The sequence below is a fragment of the Calditerricola satsumensis genome, assembly GCF_014646935.1.
Lineage (GTDB): Bacteria > Bacillota > Bacilli > Calditerricolales > Calditerricolaceae > Calditerricola > Calditerricola satsumensis.
Map to the genome: position 1 here is coordinate 26908 of NZ_BMOF01000017.1, position 15015 is coordinate 41922.

14 protein-coding genes are annotated in these 15015 nt (G+C 65.4%); 10 read left to right on the top strand and 4 right to left on the bottom strand.

Going from position 1 to position 15015, the window contains the following annotated elements:
* Positions 1-60: 60 nt before the first annotated feature.
* Positions 61-339, bottom strand: coding sequence for a hypothetical protein (locus IEX61_RS12425; RefSeq protein ID WP_229725720.1), 279 nt, complete (start codon positions 337-339; stop codon positions 61-63).
* Positions 340-386: 47 nt separating this feature from the next.
* Positions 387-983 carry a hypothetical protein gene (locus tag IEX61_RS05705; protein ID WP_229725721.1) on the bottom strand — a complete coding sequence of 199 codons (597 nt, stop codon included), beginning with the start codon at positions 981-983 and terminating at the stop codon, positions 387-389.
* Between the two features lie 120 nt (positions 984-1103).
* Here IEX61_RS05705 and IEX61_RS05710 point away from each other — a divergent pair, with 120 nt between their 5' ends.
* The 4 genes from IEX61_RS05710 to IEX61_RS05725 all read left to right on the top strand — a co-directional run bounded on the left by IEX61_RS05710 (position 1104) and on the right by IEX61_RS05725 (position 4552).
* Positions 1104-2621, top strand: coding sequence for a carboxypeptidase M32 (locus tag IEX61_RS05710; RefSeq protein ID WP_188817066.1), 1518 nt, complete (start codon positions 1104-1106; stop codon positions 2619-2621).
* A gap of 35 nt (positions 2622-2656) precedes the next feature.
* Entirely contained in the window at positions 2657-2938 is a 282-nt protein-coding gene (locus tag IEX61_RS05715; protein WP_054672823.1) for a YciI family protein, read from the top strand.
* Between the two features lie 87 nt (positions 2939-3025).
* The gene (locus IEX61_RS05720; RefSeq protein WP_083463122.1) at positions 3026-3442 is read left to right on the top strand and encodes a DUF2203 domain-containing protein; all 417 of its coding nucleotides are present in this window, start codon (positions 3026-3028) and stop codon (positions 3440-3442) included.
* Positions 3443-3625: 183 nt separating this feature from the next.
* Complete coding sequence (locus IEX61_RS05725; protein ID WP_229725722.1) at positions 3626-4552, top strand: superoxide dismutase; 927 nt, start codon at positions 3626-3628, stop codon at positions 4550-4552.
* 37 nt (positions 4553-4589) lie between these two features.
* On the opposite strand, the gene IEX61_RS05730 is transcribed toward IEX61_RS05725, so the two are convergent.
* Positions 4590-5096 (bottom strand): PCYCGC motif-containing (lipo)protein, encoded by a 507-nt coding sequence (locus tag IEX61_RS05730; protein ID WP_054672432.1) that lies wholly within the window; start codon positions 5094-5096, stop codon positions 4590-4592.
* 116 nt (positions 5097-5212) lie between these two features.
* Positions 5213-6724 carry an aldehyde dehydrogenase family protein gene (locus IEX61_RS05735; RefSeq protein ID WP_373288415.1) on the bottom strand — a complete coding sequence of 504 codons (1512 nt, stop codon included), beginning with the start codon at positions 6722-6724 and terminating at the stop codon, positions 5213-5215.
* A gap of 303 nt (positions 6725-7027) precedes the next feature.
* Here IEX61_RS05735 and IEX61_RS05740 point away from each other — a divergent pair, with 303 nt between their 5' ends.
* The 6 genes from IEX61_RS05740 to IEX61_RS05765 form a co-directional block, all read left to right on the top strand.
* Entirely contained in the window at positions 7028-9028 is a 2001-nt protein-coding gene (locus IEX61_RS05740; RefSeq protein ID WP_188817070.1) for a sigma-54-dependent Fis family transcriptional regulator, read from the top strand.
* A 111-nt stretch (positions 9029-9139) separates the two neighbouring features.
* Positions 9140-10108, top strand: coding sequence for a sodium-dependent bicarbonate transport family permease (locus IEX61_RS05745; RefSeq protein ID WP_188817072.1), 969 nt, complete (start codon positions 9140-9142; stop codon positions 10106-10108).
* Positions 10109-10141: 33 nt separating this feature from the next.
* A complete protein-coding gene (locus tag IEX61_RS05750) occupies positions 10142-10915 on the top strand; it encodes a DODA-type extradiol aromatic ring-opening family dioxygenase (protein WP_188817073.1) in 774 nt (257 codons plus the stop codon).
* 206 nt (positions 10916-11121) lie between these two features.
* The gene (locus IEX61_RS05755; RefSeq protein ID WP_054671895.1) at positions 11122-11742 is read left to right on the top strand and encodes a DUF47 domain-containing protein; all 621 of its coding nucleotides are present in this window, start codon (positions 11122-11124) and stop codon (positions 11740-11742) included.
* Between the two features lie 4 nt (positions 11743-11746).
* Complete coding sequence (locus IEX61_RS05760; protein ID WP_229725723.1) at positions 11747-12727, top strand: inorganic phosphate transporter; 981 nt, start codon at positions 11747-11749, stop codon at positions 12725-12727.
* 125 nt (positions 12728-12852) lie between these two features.
* Positions 12853-15015: PD-(D/E)XK nuclease family protein (locus IEX61_RS05765; protein ID WP_373288417.1), on the top strand; the 2163-nt coding region annotated here is incomplete at its 3' end.

Sequence of the window (15015 nt, forward strand, 5' to 3'; positions counted from 1 at the left end):
TATAAACTGTTGGCGCGCGGAACTTCCGCGCGCCGCATCCCAAAGGGGAAAGGGAGGATCTCAATGCCGCAGCAAAACCAACAGCAACAACAGCAGCAGCTGCAGCAGTTGCAGCAAGCCGTCCAGCAGGCGCAGCAGGCGGTTGAGCAGGCGCAAGCCACCGCCAATCCGCAGCAAAAGCAACAGCAACTGCAGCAGGCCGAGCAGCAGCTCGCGCAAGTCACCCAACAGCTGCAGCAGGCCCAGCAAAGCCTGAGCGCGCAGCAGGTGCAGCCCCTTCAACAGCAGCTGGCGCAAGTGCAGCAGCAATTGCAGCAGCTGCAGGCCCAGCAAATGCAATAAAAGGAAAAAGGAAAGTCGCCGTCGGGCGGCTTTCCTTTTTATTTTTATTTCTCTTCCTTGTCCTTGGACGAAATGACGCGGAACTGGCCGCGCCGGTAATAAGGACCAAAAAGGGTGGCTTGCCGCGCCCGCGGATAGCGCTCTTCCAGGCGGGCGAACAGGAGGTCCGTCCACACCTTGGCCATCACGTGGAGGCGTTCGGCATAATCTTCGTAGCGGGCGGCCCCTTCTTCGCCGTACGCGTCGAGGTACTCGCCGACCGGCGTCTGCAGGTTGGCGCGAAAGGAAAAGGATTGCTGAATGGCGCGGAAGGCCTCCTCGTCCATGGCGAGAATCGGCTCAGCGATCACCTCTTCCAACGTCTGCAGCGCGGCGAGGAAGAACTCGTTCTTGGCCCCTTCCCAAAACGCTTCGCCTTGGGCGGGGTTGATGCGCTCCCACCAGTCGTCTTCGTGGTAGTCGAACAGGGCGTCGAGAATGTAGTTTTCGATTCGCTCTTGCGGCGTGTCGCCGAAGTCGTCAGGCCGTTCCTCAATCTGTTGGAGAACGTCGGGCCAGAAGCGATAGGTGACGCGCAGCTTGCGCAGCATCTCCCAGAACGACGCGATCATCCACTCTTCCAGGGGCAGCACGGCCGACACCTCCCTCCTCAGTATAGCGAAACGGTGCGCGGTTAGCAGGAGATTTCCGGCTGGCGTCGAAATCCACCCGTACCGGAGATCTTCGCTGCCTTTACAGCAGAAGCAAAAGGAGGCGTTTCCGTGCATCCGACCTCGCTGGAAATGCGCGTGCGCCGCTTTGCCGAACGCGTGCGCACGATCAAACACGTCGAACAGGCCCTTGCCTTGCTCAATTGGGACGCGCAAACGATGCTGCCCAAAAAGGGCGTGGAAGCCCGCTCCCAGGTGATTGGCACGCTCACGGAGCAGCGGGTGCGCCTGCTGCTCGACCCGCAGTTGGCCGAGGACGTGGCCGCGTTGACGGAACCGGAGGCGGCGGCGCAGCTCGACGAGCCGACGCGCGAGGCCGTGCGCCTGGTGAAGCGCGAGATCGAGCGGCGCCGGGCGGTTCCGCTCGAGTTGCAGCGCGCCTTTGCCGAGCTGACCACCGAGGCGGAGGCGGTCTGGGCCGAAGCGCGCAAAGCCGACGACTTTGCGCGGTTTTCGCCCTACCTCGAGCGGATCGTGGCGACGGTGCGCACCTTTGCCGACTGCTGGGGCTATGAAGGCCACCCGTACGACGCGCTGCTCGACGATTATGAACCCGGCATGACCGTGGCCAAGCTGGACGCGCTGTTTCGCGAGCTTCGCCCGCCCCTTGAGGCGCTGCTTGACCGCGTGCGCGAGGCGGGACCGGTTGACGCCGCCTTCCTGCGCCGCGCGTTTCCCCTGGATCGGCAGCGCGCCTTCGTCGAGCGCGTGCTGGTCGACATCGGATACGATTTTGACGGCGGCCGCCTCGACGTCAGCGCCCACCCCTTCTGCACGGGCATTCACCCCGGCGACGTGCGCATCACCACCCGGTACAATCCGCACGATTTTGTCGACGCCTTCTTCAGCGCCCTGCACGAGGGCGGCCATGCCTTGTACGAGCAGCAGTTGCCGGCGGAGTGGGCCGATACGCCCCTCGGGGAAGGCGCCTCGATGGGCATTCACGAGTCGCAGTCGCGCTTTTGGGACACCTTCATCGGCCTCAGCCGACCGTTTTGGGAGCGGTATTATCCGGAAGCTGTCGATAAGTTCCCGGAAGTGCTCGGCGACGTTTCCTTCTCGGCTTTTTACCGGGCGATCAACCGGATCGAGCCGTCGCTCATCCGCGTCGACGCCGATCCGCTTACCTACCAATTCCACATTTTCTTGCGGTACGAGCTGGAGAAACAGCTCGTCGCCGGCGAGTTGGCCGTCGCCGACCTGCCCGCGGCATGGCGCGAGCGGATGCGGGCGTACCTGGGCATTGCGCCGGAAACCGATGCCGACGGGGTGCTGCAGGATGTACACTGGTCGGCCGGCCTCTTCGGCTATTTTCCCACGTACACCCTGGGCAATCTCTACGCCGCCCAGCTGCATGCCGCGATGCACCGTGACCTCGACGACATGGACGCGCGGGTGCGCGAGGGAGACTTCGCCCCCATCCGCGCCTGGTTGGCCGATCGCGTGCATCGGCACGGCCGACGCCATTCGCCCGAGGCGCTCATCGCCCAGGCCACGGGCGAGCCGCCGACGGCACGGCCTTTTATTGCCTTCCTGGAGGAGAAGGTCCGCGATGTCTACGGCCTCTGATCGCACCGATTCCACTGGTCGAAGGAGGAGAGAACATGTCGACCAAAGTCTTCGCCGCCTTCTTGCCCATGCGCGATGCGGAGAAAAGCGCGGCCCTCAGGCCGCAGCATTTGGCCTACCTGGAGGCGCTGGAGCGGGAGGGGAAGATTTTGGCCCGCGGCCCCTTCGCCGACGGGTCAGGCGGCCTTGTCCTCTACCTGGCGGCATCGCTGGAGGAGGCGAAACAATTGGCCGAGGGCGACCCGTACGTCGTGCATGGCGCGCGGGGGCTTGCGCTGCACGAGTGGAAGGTGACGGGCCAGCTGGTGGAACGGTAAGGAAAACCGGCCGCAGGCCCAGCCGCTTGCTGGCCTTGTGCGGTTGCGGGAGCTTGCCCGACGAGGCGGGAGGAGGGGTTGGCCAAGGTGGAAAAGCGGTTTACCGTGGAAGAGGCGAACGCGCTCATCCCGTGGTTGCGGCCGCAGCTCGAGCAGCTTCAGCGGCTCAAAGGCGAATACGAGGACAAATGGCTGCAATTGCAGCGGCTGCGCCGGGCTGTCGCCCAGCACGGGGCCAAAGAGAAGGATCCCTTTTTTCAGCACGAAGCGGAGCTCGACTTTCTCCACATTCAAGCCCGCGCCATCCTCGAGCGCATTCACCGAACTGGGGCGTTGGTGAAGGACATCGATTGGGGACTGGTGGACTTTCCGGCCATTGTCAACGGGGAGACGGTGTTTCTCTGCTGGCGGTTGGGCGAGGACCGCGTTCGCTTCTACCACGGCCTCCACGACGGCTTTCTGGGCCGCAGGCCCCTTGATCCGGAGGACGAAGGCGAGGGGTAAAACCGCCGCCTTGCGCGCACACGATCTGTTGGCGAGTGCCGGCAATGCACAACCCGACGGCGGCGCCTCCGTCAAAACCGGCTAACCCAATTCCGCACCCCATCGGCATGCCGGCTCATACCGTGGTGGTAGGGTCGGTTTTTCGTAAGAAGAAGCCGGCGCAGCTGAGAGGGGGAATTTGCCGTGGTCGATTCGTTTCGCCCGCCTTCCATCGCCGCGGGGTTGGAGCGGCTCATCGCGTGGAGCCGGGATGTGGAGCGCGCCCTTCGGCAGGAGGGGAAGGGTGTGTCCCCAACCGTGGAAGCCGGAATCGACGCCCTGCGCGCGTTGCGCCGGCGGGCGCGGGCCTTGCTGCCCCATGCCGTCGCCGGCGAGCAAGCCGTGCACGAGCTGTTCCTTCACGCGCGGCGCGTGGGGGAGCAGGTGGCGCAACTGGGCATTGCCGGGGCGGTTCCGGTGGCCGGCGAGGTGGGATTGCCCCGCCCCGTGCCGATCGGCGGCCACACGCTGCCTCCGCTGCCGTATCCGTATGACGCGCTAGAGCCGTACATCGACGAGGAGACGATGCGCATTCACCACGATCGGCTCCATCGCGGTTATGTGGAGGGGCTTAACGAGGCGGAGCGGGAACTGGCCCGGGCGCGCCAAACCGGGGATTTTTCCTTGGTCAAGCATTGGGAAGGGCAACTCGCCTTCAACGGCGCCGGGCACTACCTGCACACCCTTTTCTGGAACGTGATGACGCCCGACGGCGGCGGTCCGCCGACCGGGGCCATCGCCCGTGAGATCGCCCGCACCTTTGGCAGCTTTGACGCCTTTCGCGACCAGTTTTCCGCCGCCGCGGAAAAGGTCGAGGGGCCGGGGTGGGCGCTGCTCGTCTGGTCGCCGCGCGCCCATCGCGTGGAAATCCTGCAAGCGGAGAAACACCAGAACCTGTCCCAGCAAGACCAGATTCCGCTGCTGGCCCTCGACGTGTGGGAGCATGCCTATTTCCTCAAGTACCACAATCGCCGCCGGGACTACATCGCAGCATGGTGGCACGTGGTCAATTGGGACGAGGTGAACCGTCGCTTCGCGCTGGCGCGGCGCGTTCTGTGGGTGCCCTATTAGCCCGTCCCGCTCGCGGGCGGCCGGCGCCACGCAGGCATTAGGACGCCGGCGGCTGGGGTGTCGGTGTGGGGGGACCGTATTTCCCGTACGTGGCGTCAATGTGCTGCCGGATTTCCCTTACCGACTTCCCGCTTTCGGCCATGTGCGCCGCCTCCGCGGCGATGCGCAGGCAGATGTCGCAGCGGGTGGCGTGGTCGTCCCACACCACCGAGCCGTCCGGCCGAATCTCGTGGATGAAGCAGTCGCGGTTGCTCCGATGGCCGGCCGAGGGCCCGCATCCGCAGGTGCAGGGGATCCACTTCAGCACGTCGGCATGCTGGCCCGCCAAGCGGTACGTCTCCTGTATCGGCTCAGGCTTGTCGCGCAAAAAGGACGGCAGGTCGTCGATCGAGGCCGTCACCTCGCGCAGGTCGCCGTTGGGCGCCGTGTGGACGGCGTGGTTGGCGGTCTCGTCGGATCCGGCGCCGCTGGAACAGCCGGTCAGAAGGGCGCCGAGGAGCAGACCCAGGACCAAGAGCCGTTTCCGGCGGGTTTGTCGCGTCATGGCCACATGTTGCCTCCTCTTTGTTGCGGCATGGATCGCTTGAAGCCATTATACCAAACGAAACGCCGAGCGGGACCGTTCCCGCCCGGCGTTTCGCGTGGAGTGGGATCCCCGGCTTATTCGATGTTCACCCACACCGCTTTGACTTCCGTGTACAGGTCCAGGGCGTAATGGCCCATTTCGCGGCCGAAGCCCGACTGCTTGTAGCCGCCAAAGGGCACGTTGGCGTCAAAGACGTTGTAGCAGTTGACCCACACCGTGCCGGCTTGCAGCGCGTGCGCAACGCGGTGGGCCTTGCGCAGGTCGGTCGTCCACACGCCGGCGGCCAGCCCGTATTCGGTATCGTTGGCCCGGCGGATGACGTCGGCAATCTGCTCCTCGTCGTCGAAGGGCATCGCCGCGACGACGGGCCCGAAAATCTCTTCCTTGGCGATGGTCATGCGGTCGTGGACATCGGCGAACACCGTCGGCGGCACGAAGTAGCCGGGACCGGGCTTGGGCTCGCCGCCGACCAGCGGTTTGGCGCCCTCTTCTTTGCCCTTGTTCAGGTAGCCGGTGACGCGCTCAAATTGCTCCTCAGACACGAGGGGCCCGATTTCCGTCGTCTCGTCAAGGCCCGGGCCTTGCTTCAGCTTGGACGCGTAGTCGGTGAGGTCAGACAGGAAGTTGTCGTACACCTTCTTGTGCACGAAGAGGCGCGATCCGGCGCTGCACACCTGCCCCTGGTTGAAGAAGATGCCGTGCAGGGCGCCCTTCACCGCGCGGTTGAAGTCGGCGTCGGGGAAGACGATGTTCGGCGACTTGCCGCCCAGCTCGAGGGAGACGCGCTTCAGGTTCCCGGCCGCCTCGCGCATGATGATCTTGCCTACTTCCGTCGATCCGGTAAAGGCGACCTTGCGGATGCGCGGATGGCGAACGATGGCGGCGCCCGCCGTCGGCCCGAACCCGGAGAGGATGTTGACCACGCCATCGGGGAAACCGGCTTCCTGGATCAGCTCGGCCAGGTACAGGGCGGACAGGGGCGTCTGTTCCGCCGTCTTCAGCACGACGACGTTGCCCGTGGCCAGGGCCGCCCCGAGCTTCCACGCCGCCATGAGGAGCGGGAAGTTCCACGGGATGATCTGCCCGACGACCCCGATGGGCTCGCGGCGGGTGTACGTGAAGAGATACGGGCTTACCGAGTTGGACAGCGTGTCGCCGGTGATCTTGGTGGCCCATCCGGCGTAATAGCGGAAGTGGTCGATCACCAGCGGCAGGTCGGCCTTGCGCGTTTCACGGATCGGTTTGCCGTTGTCCAGCGTTTCGAGCTGGGCAAGCGGCTCCTGATTTTCTTCAATGAGGTCGGCCAGCTTCCAGAGCAGGCGGCCCCGTTCGCTGGGGGAGATCTTCGACCACGGCCCCTCCAGGGCGCGCTCGGCAGCTTCTACGGCGCGGTCGACGTCGGGGGCGTCAGCCTCGTAGACCTCAACGAGGACTTCGCCGTTGGCTGGGTTGATGCTCGGGAATGTTTTTCCGGACACCGACTCGACAAACTTCCCGCCGATGAACAGCTTCTTCGGACCGTCGGCTAAAAACGCTTTCACCTTCGGATGCAGTTCGACCGGAGAAGAGGACGTGGTCACGGACATGGCCATACCTCCTTGAACGGAATAGGATCGGGGTTGGAGGAACGCCACCGGCGTTTAGCATTCCCCTCGCCTTGGATCGTTAAGCAATACGTGTGCCAAAGTTGTGCGCGAGAGGGGGCGTACGACGGTGACGGCACGGGTGGAGGGAAGATTCGCGACGAGCGGGTGCCCGGCAGACCGGTTTGGCGGGTGTGGCACACTGTCTCAATCTGCGACACCTGTCGCAAAAAGCGACACCGTTGTGTTCAGAATGTTTGCTATAATACGAGTGCAGACCGATCATCCCCTAAGGAGGGAGGGGCGATGCACAACCTCCAGGCTTCCTGGCAGCGAAGCCGTCGGTTTGGCGTGCATCCCGAGCGGGTTGAACCGGTCTTGCTTTCCGAAGCGGAGCTCCGCCGTCGGCGCGACGCCCAGCGCGAATTTTTGCGCGAAGCCGAAGGGTGGCTCCACCAACTGTACGGTTGGGTCAAACAGTGGGGGGCCATGGTGCTGGCGGCCGATGCGAACGGGGTGATCCTCGACGGCAAGGGCGATCCCGTGTTCACGAAAGACGCATCCCGCGTGCACCTGGCCAGCGGTTCCGATTGGAGCGAGCCGGTGAAGGGCACAAACGCCATCGGCACGGCGCTGGCCGAAAAGCGGGCCGTGGCCGTTGTCGGCGACGAGCATTACTGCAAGGAAAACTGGTTTTTGTGCTGCGCCGCGTCGCCCGTCTTTGCCCCGGACGGTTCGCTGGCCGGGGTTCTCGATGTCAGCGGGTACGCCGGGGCCTACCATCCGTCCGTGCTCACGTTGGTTGACCTGACCGCGCAGGCCGTGGAGGAGGCGTTGGTGCGCCGGCGGGCGAATCGGCACCTGCTCCTGCGCCTCGCGTCCGACGCCCCCGCCTGGCAAGCCGTGGTGGCCGTCGACCCGGACGGGCGCATCGCATGGGGCACGCGCGGCGCGTATGCCGGTCCGTTGGGTCGCGTGGCGGGCCGGTTGTGGGAAACGGTCTTCGCCGTTCCCCTCGACGACGTGGTGAGAGGCTCCCGCCATGCGCGGGTTGTGGTCAACGGCGGGGACGCGCGCGACGTTTGGTGCGAGGTCCTGGACGATCGCCGTCCGCGGGCCGTTGGGATTTCGCATCCCGCGTCCCTGCCCGCAACCCCGGAATCGGGCAGGGCGGAAGGCGAAAGGGACGCGCCGCCGAAGGATGGGGGGCTGGCTGGGGCTTCGGCGCCTTCTTCCCCGCCGCGGCGAACGGGGGCGAGCGGTGCGGCGCGCCGCGTGGCGTGGGCCGCACGCTACACCTTTGACGACCTGATCGGATCCGATCCCGCTTTCCTGAAAGCGCTTGCGGTTGCGCGCAAAGCGGCGCGCACCGATGAACCGGTTTTGCTTTTGGGGGAAACGGGAACGGGCAAAGAGATGTTGGCCCACGCCATCCATCGGGCCAGCCCGCGCGCCGATGGGCCTTTTGTCCCCGTTAATTGCGGCGCGATTCCGGACAACCTGCGGGAAAGCGAATGGTTTGGGTACGAGAAGGGGGCCTTTACCGGAGCCAACCCGCAGGGACAGCCTGGAAAGTTCGAACTCGCCAGCGGGGGGACGCTGTTTCTGGATGAAATTGGCGACATGCCCCTCGAGGCGCAAGGGGTGCTGCTCCGCGTGTTGCAGGAGCGGCAGGTGGTGCGACTCGGGGGACGCGCCCCGATCGCCGTCGATGTGCGCATCATCGCGGCCACCCACCGTGACCTGTGGGCCGAGGTCAAGGCGGGGCGGTTTCGGGCCGACTTGTTCTACCGCTTGCAGGGCGTGGTGATCACGCTTCCGCCGCTTCGCCAGCGGAGCGACCGCGTGGAGCTGGCCGAACGGCTTTTGGCCGGCATCGCCGCCGAGCGGGGCTTGTCTTCCCTTTCCCTGACCGACGCCGCCCGCTCGCTGATTGTGGCCCACCCCTGGCCGGGGAACGTTCGCCAGCTCTATGCTGCGCTGCGCCAGGCGGCCTGGGAAGCCGAACAGGGCTGGGTAGACGCCGGTCATTTTCCGGAGTGGGTGTGGCGCGAACTGGCCAGCGAAGGGAGCGTCGAGGCGGCCGCGGCTGCGGAAGGCGAAGGGAAAGGCCCGCAGGCCGGTTCGTTTTCCGCCCCGTTGGCCTCGGTTGTTCAGCCGGCGCTCCCCCTTGCGACGCTGGAACGGGATGCCCTGTTGCGCGCCCTGCAAGCGGCGGGCGGCAACAAGCGCAAGGCGGCCGAACTCCTCGGCATCAGCCGCAGCACGCTCTACCGCAAGCTGCGAGCCTTCGGTTTTTCGATCTAAAGCCAACACGTTGACGGGAGAGCCGCTCCATGCGCACAATCGGAAATAGATGTTTGGGACGAAACCGATAAGGCAATCCGTGTCGAAAAACCGAGTGGGGAGGAATCACGCGTGGAGCAAGCTCTCGCCATTGCCAAAGCGAATCTGTTGTCGCCATTGGTGTTGTTTTTTGTGCTGGGGATTTTGGCCGTGCTGGTCAACTCCGATCTGCGGGTCCCCGAAGCCCTGTACAACGGGTACACGATGATTATCCTGCTCACCATCGGGATCAAGGGCGGGGCGGAGTTGGCCCATGCGCCTTTGGGGACGGTCCTGCCCATCCTGGCGGCGGCCCTGGGCTTAAGCGCGTTGATGGTCGTGCTGGCGTATGCGGTCCTTCGGCGTCTCTACCGTTTTGGCCCCGACAACGCGGCGGCCATTGCCGCCCATTACGGTTCGGTGAGCGCCGTCACCTTTGCTGCGGCCACCAGCTTCCTGCAGGCACAGGGCATTGCCTACGAGCGCTACCTGTCCATCGTGCTGGCGGTATTGGAATCGCCCGCCATCCTGCTCGGCATCCTGTTGTACAAGTGGAGCACGCACAACGGGTCGGGAATCCGGTTGGGCGGGATCATCAAGGAGGCGGTGTTTGGCAAAAGCATTTTTCTCCTGTTGGGCGGCATTGTGATCGGCATGATCTCGAATGAAAACGGCATTCAAGGGATCAAGCCGCTTTTTGGCGACCTGTTTTATGGCCTTTTGTGCATCTTCCTTCTCCACATGGGCATGGTTTCGTGCCAAAACTTGCGGCGCCTCGAGGGGTTTCACCCGCTGCGGTTTTCCTTTGCGTTTGTGTTCCCGGTCATCGGGGGTACGCTGGGCGTTTTCGTGGGCAAGATGCTCGGCATGTCGTTGGGCGGCGCCACCCTGCTCGGGGTGCTGACGGCCAGCGCCTCGTACATTGCCGCGCCGGCTGCCATTTCCCAGGCCATTCCCAGCGCCAATCCCGGGTTGTACCTGTCGGCCAGCATCGGCTTTACGCTTCCTTTTAATCTGATTGTCGGGATTCCCACCTATTTCTGGATGGCCAACGTGTTGTAACGGCTGCCGATGTCAGCAGGGGAGGATCGTTCAATGGCGTTGCCTACCTTGTTTGTGGCCCACGGCGCGCCGACGCTTGCCGTGGAGGACAGCGCGTACGCCCGCTTTCTTCGGCGGCTCGGCGAGGAGCTGGAGCGCCCGCGCGCCCTTGTCGTGTTGACCGCCCACTGGCTGCACCCGACGCAGCAGGTGAGCGGGGCGGCGCAGCACCGTCTGCTTTACGACTTTTTCGGATTTCCCGAGGAGCTGTATCGGCTGACGTACCCCGCAAAGGGCGATCCCGAACTTGCGCGGGCGATCGCGAACCGCCTCGCCCAGGAAGGGATCCCCTGTTCCCTCGACGCCGAGCGGGGATTGGACCATGGCGTGTGGGTACCCCTTTCCCTCCTGTATCCTCGAGCGGACATTCCCGTTGTGGCTCTGTCGGTCAACCCGAGCCTGCCGCCCGAGGTGCAGTACCGCATTGGGCGGGCGCTCGCCTTCCTGCGCGCCGAGGGCGTGCTGGTCATCGGCAGCGGGGGCACGGTGCACAACCTGCGCGCCCTCGACTGGGCGGCGGCGGAGGCCGAGGCGTGGGCCGTGCAGTTTGACGACTGGCTGGCGGGAACGCTTTCGGCATGGGATTTGCCGTCCCTCTTTCGCTACAAGGAGCTGGCCCCGCACGCGGAACGGGCGGTGCCGACCATGGAACATTTCGTTCCGTTGCTTGTGGCGATGGGGGCGGCGGATGACGCCCGGCGGGCCGTACGCCTGTACCAGACTTACACGTACGGTTCGCTCAGCCTGAACTGCTGGCGGTTTGGGTGAGAAGAGGCGGATGGCAACGGCCGCTCGGTGCTTGCCGGGCGGCTTTTTGCTTGCGGAACGTTTGTGAACGTTATGAATTTCACAAGCGCGAAATGTTAAGGTATTGTTAAGGGATCGTTAAGTCTTCGTTGATCCCGTTTTGCTGTGGCCTGTTTTCCTACTATCATAGAAGGGGTGAACAAGCTTTCGTGTGGGAGGAATGAACCTTGTTCTTCAACCGATCGAAAGACGAGCTGTTCTACCAGACGCTGATCGACGCGGCGGCCAACATCGTCGAGGCCGTGCGGCTGTTTAAAGAGAACGTCGAAACGCTCCGCGAGAAGGAAGCCTATGCGGAGCGGCTGAAGGAGCTGGAGTCGAAGGGTGACCAGTATACCCACTTGCTCATCAGGGAGCTCAACCAGACGTTCATGACGCCCCTCGACCGCGAGGACATCTATCAACTGGCGGTGAAGCTGGACGACGTGCTGGACGGCGTGGAAGCCTGTGCGTCACGCTTTGTCTACTTCCGCGTGGAAAAGACGACACCGTACCTGCTTGAGTTTGCCAACGTGTTGGAACAGTCGGCGACCTACCTCCACGAGGCGTTCGTGGCCTTGAAGAAGCGCGATTACGCGGCGATTCGCAAGATCAGCGTGGAGCTCAACCTCCTGGAAAACGAGGGCGACCGGCTGATGCGGGAAGGGGTGGGGAGCCTGTTCGACGGCACGACCGACCCGATCGAGCTGATCAAGATGAAGGAGATCTACGAAAAGCTGGAGGGCATCACCGACATCGTCGAGGATGTCGCAGACGTCCTGGAAAGCGTGGTCATGAAGTATGCTTGATCCGATGGTCTTGCTCGTTCTGGTCGTCGTGCTGGCCCTCCTCTTCGACTTCACGAACGGCTGGAACGATTCGGCCAACGCCATTGCCACGGTGGTGGGCACCCGCACCTTGACGCCCATGAAGGCCGTCATCCTGGCGGCTGTGCTCAACCTGGCCGGAGCGTTTTTCTCCACGGCGGTGGCGAAGGCCATCGGCAAGGACATTGTGGATCCCAACGGTGTGACGCAGCTGGTCATCGTGGCCACGCTGATCGGGGCGACGCTGTGGAACGCGGTAATGACGCTGCTTGGGCTGCCGATCAGCGCGTCGCATGCCCTCATCGGTTCGCTCATTGGTGCGGCGGTGTCCTACAGCGGCGTTGACGTGTTGCAGACGAAGGGGTTGACCAAGATTTTCCTGGCCATGATCCTGTCGCCCCTTCTCGGCGGGTTGCTGGCGTATGGTTTCATGAAACTGATCAAACACCTGTTTGCCAACGTCAGCCCGTCGCGGGTGAAGCGCATCTTCCGACCGCTGCAGATCTTCTCGGCCTCGTTCATGGCCTTCAGCCACGGGACGTCGGACGCTCAGAAAGCGATGGGCATCATCACCCTGGCCCTGGTGGCGGGCGGCGTGCAGGATTCCCTTGAGGTGCCCTTCTGGGTCATCCTGGCCGCCGGGTTGGCCATGGCTGCGGGTACGGCCGCGGGCGGCTGGCGTGTCATCAAGACGATGGGCGTGCGGCTGAGCCGCCTGGAGACGCCCCACGGGTTTGCCGCCGAGACGGCGGCGGCGCTGCTGTTGACCACGGTGGCCAAAATCGGCATTCCCGTCAGCACAACGCACACCATCACGGGGGCCATTGTCGGCGTGGGGGCAGCCGAGCGCCTGCGCAGCGTGCGATGGGGCATTGCCGGGAAGATCCTGTACGCGTGGATTTTCACCCTGCCGTGCACGGCGCTGGTCAGCTTTTTGGTGTACAAGGTGCTGAGCGTGCTGGAGTGAGACGCCTTCCGGTACAGAGGGACGCGGTCCCTCTTTCTTTTTTTTCTTGCCGGTGGTTGCAAAGGTGTTCCGGTCCTGGACGCGAATGGTATAATAGAGAAAAAAACGGGAACGGAGGTTCGCCTGTGTCCCTGCGGCTGCTCATTGGACGCGCGGGAAGCGGCAAAACCCATTGGTGCTTGGACGAGATTCGCCAGCGGCTGGAGGCCGATCCGGGCGGGCCACCGCTTTTTTACGTCGTTCCGGAGGCGATGACCTTTCAGGCCGAACGGGCACTGGCGTCGCTGCCCGGCCTCGGCGGGTTTGCCCGCGCGCGAGTGGTGAGCTTTTCCCGTCTGGCGCAGGCGATCCTGCAGGAGGTGGGCGGCTCGGCGCGCCCGCGGCTGGATGGCACGGGGCTGGCCCTGGCCGTGCGCCGGGCGATGGAAGCGTGCCGCGACGCCCTCGGGCCGCTGGGGCGGCTGGCCGATTCCCCCGCGCTGGTGGTGCGGTTGGCTGCTTTGTACCGCGAATGCCGCCGCTGCGGCGTCACGCCGGAGCGGCTGGCGCGGGAAGCGCAGGCGCTGCGGGCCGGCGGCGATGGGGAGGCGGCGCGCCTGGCCGGCAAGCTGGACGCGCTGGCGCGCCTGTTTGAGGAAGTGGAACGGCTGTTGGGCGAGCGGTACGCGCTGCCGGAAGACGCCCTGTGGCGGTGCGCCCGCCACCTGGAGAAGGCTTCCGTGGTGCGCGACGCGGAGGTGTGGGTGGACGGCTTCGCTGCCTTTGCCCCCCATGAATGGGCCATCCTGGAGGGGCTCATCGCGCACAGCCGCGGCGTGACGGTGGCGCTGTGCCTGGATCCTCGCATGTTGGATGGCGAGGAAGAGGTGGACGGGCTGGACGTCTTCGCTCCGGTGCGCGAGACGGCGGACGCCCTGCGCGAGCTGGCGAAGCGGCGCGGCGTTCCGGTTGAGGTGCTCGCGCTGCCGGAGGAAGGAAAGGGGCTGCCGCGTTTTGCCCGGAACGACGACCTCGCCCATCTGGCGCACGCATTCGAAGGCTGGCCGGCGCCGCCCTACCCCGATGCGCCGCGCGGCATTCGGCTCTGGGCGGCGGCGAGCCGGCAGGCCGAGGTGGAGGGGGCGGCGCGGGAGATCGTGCGCCTGGTCCGCGAGGAAGGGTACCGCTGGCGCGATGTGGCCATTCTCGTGAGCGACGAGGCGGCCTACTTCCCGCATCTGGAGCGGACCTTCGCCGCCTATGGCATTCCCGTCTTCTTGGACGGCCAAAAGGCGCTGCGCCATCACCCCCTCGTCGGGCTGCTGCGGGCCGCGGCGGATGTTGTCGCGCAGGGGTGGCCCCACGAGGCCGTCTTCCGCTGCCTGAAGTCCGACCTCTTGTTTCCGCCGCGCGAGGCGGAGCGGATCGCGACCCTGCGCGAGCAGGTAGCGCGCCTGGAGAACGTCTGCCTGGCCCACGGCATCGAGGGGCGCGCCTGGACGACGGCTGAACCGTGGCCGGAATTGGAGGCCGATCCCGAACTGGACGGCCTGCGCCGCCGGCTCGTCGCCCCGCTGCAGGCCTGGGAGGAAGCCCTGTCCGCGGCGACGACGGTGCGCGACGTGGCCGCGGCCATCCTGCGGTTTCTCGAAGCCTCCGACGTTCCGGATCACCTGGCCCGGTGGGCGGCGGAAGCCGAGGCGCGCGGCGACCTGGACGAGGCCCTGGAGCACGCCGACGCCTGGGAAGCGGCGGTGCGCCTCCTCGACCAGCTCGTCGCCCTGATGGGCTCCCTTCGCCTGAGCGCGCTTCCGGTTGTCCGCCTCTACGTGGCGTGCTTGGAAAGCGCAAGCGTCCGCCGCGTCCCGCCGTCGCGCGACGAGGTGCTGGCCGGCCGCTTTGACCGCTCCCGCGTCCCGAACGCCAAATGCGTCTTCTTCCTCGGCCTAAATGAGGGGCTCATGGCGCCCCCCGGACGTGACCGCGGCCTGCTCGCGGAGGACGAGCGGGAGATGCTGCGCGCGCGCGGCGTGGCGCTGGCCCCCTCCGTTCACCGGCGCCTTGCGGAGGCGCAGCTTGCGGTGTACGAGGCGCTGGCGTCGGCAACCGACCGGTTGTACCTCAGCTACGCGCTGGCCGACGAGGAAGGAAACGCGGCCCGGCCAGCGACGGTGATCAAGCGGATCCGGGCCCTCTTCCCCCGCCTGACCGAAGAGGCCGTGCCGGACGAGGCGACGTCCGGCGCGCCGAACGCGCCGCCCTTGGCGGCCCTGTGGCGGCCGTCGCCGGCGCTGCGCGGCCTGGCCGCG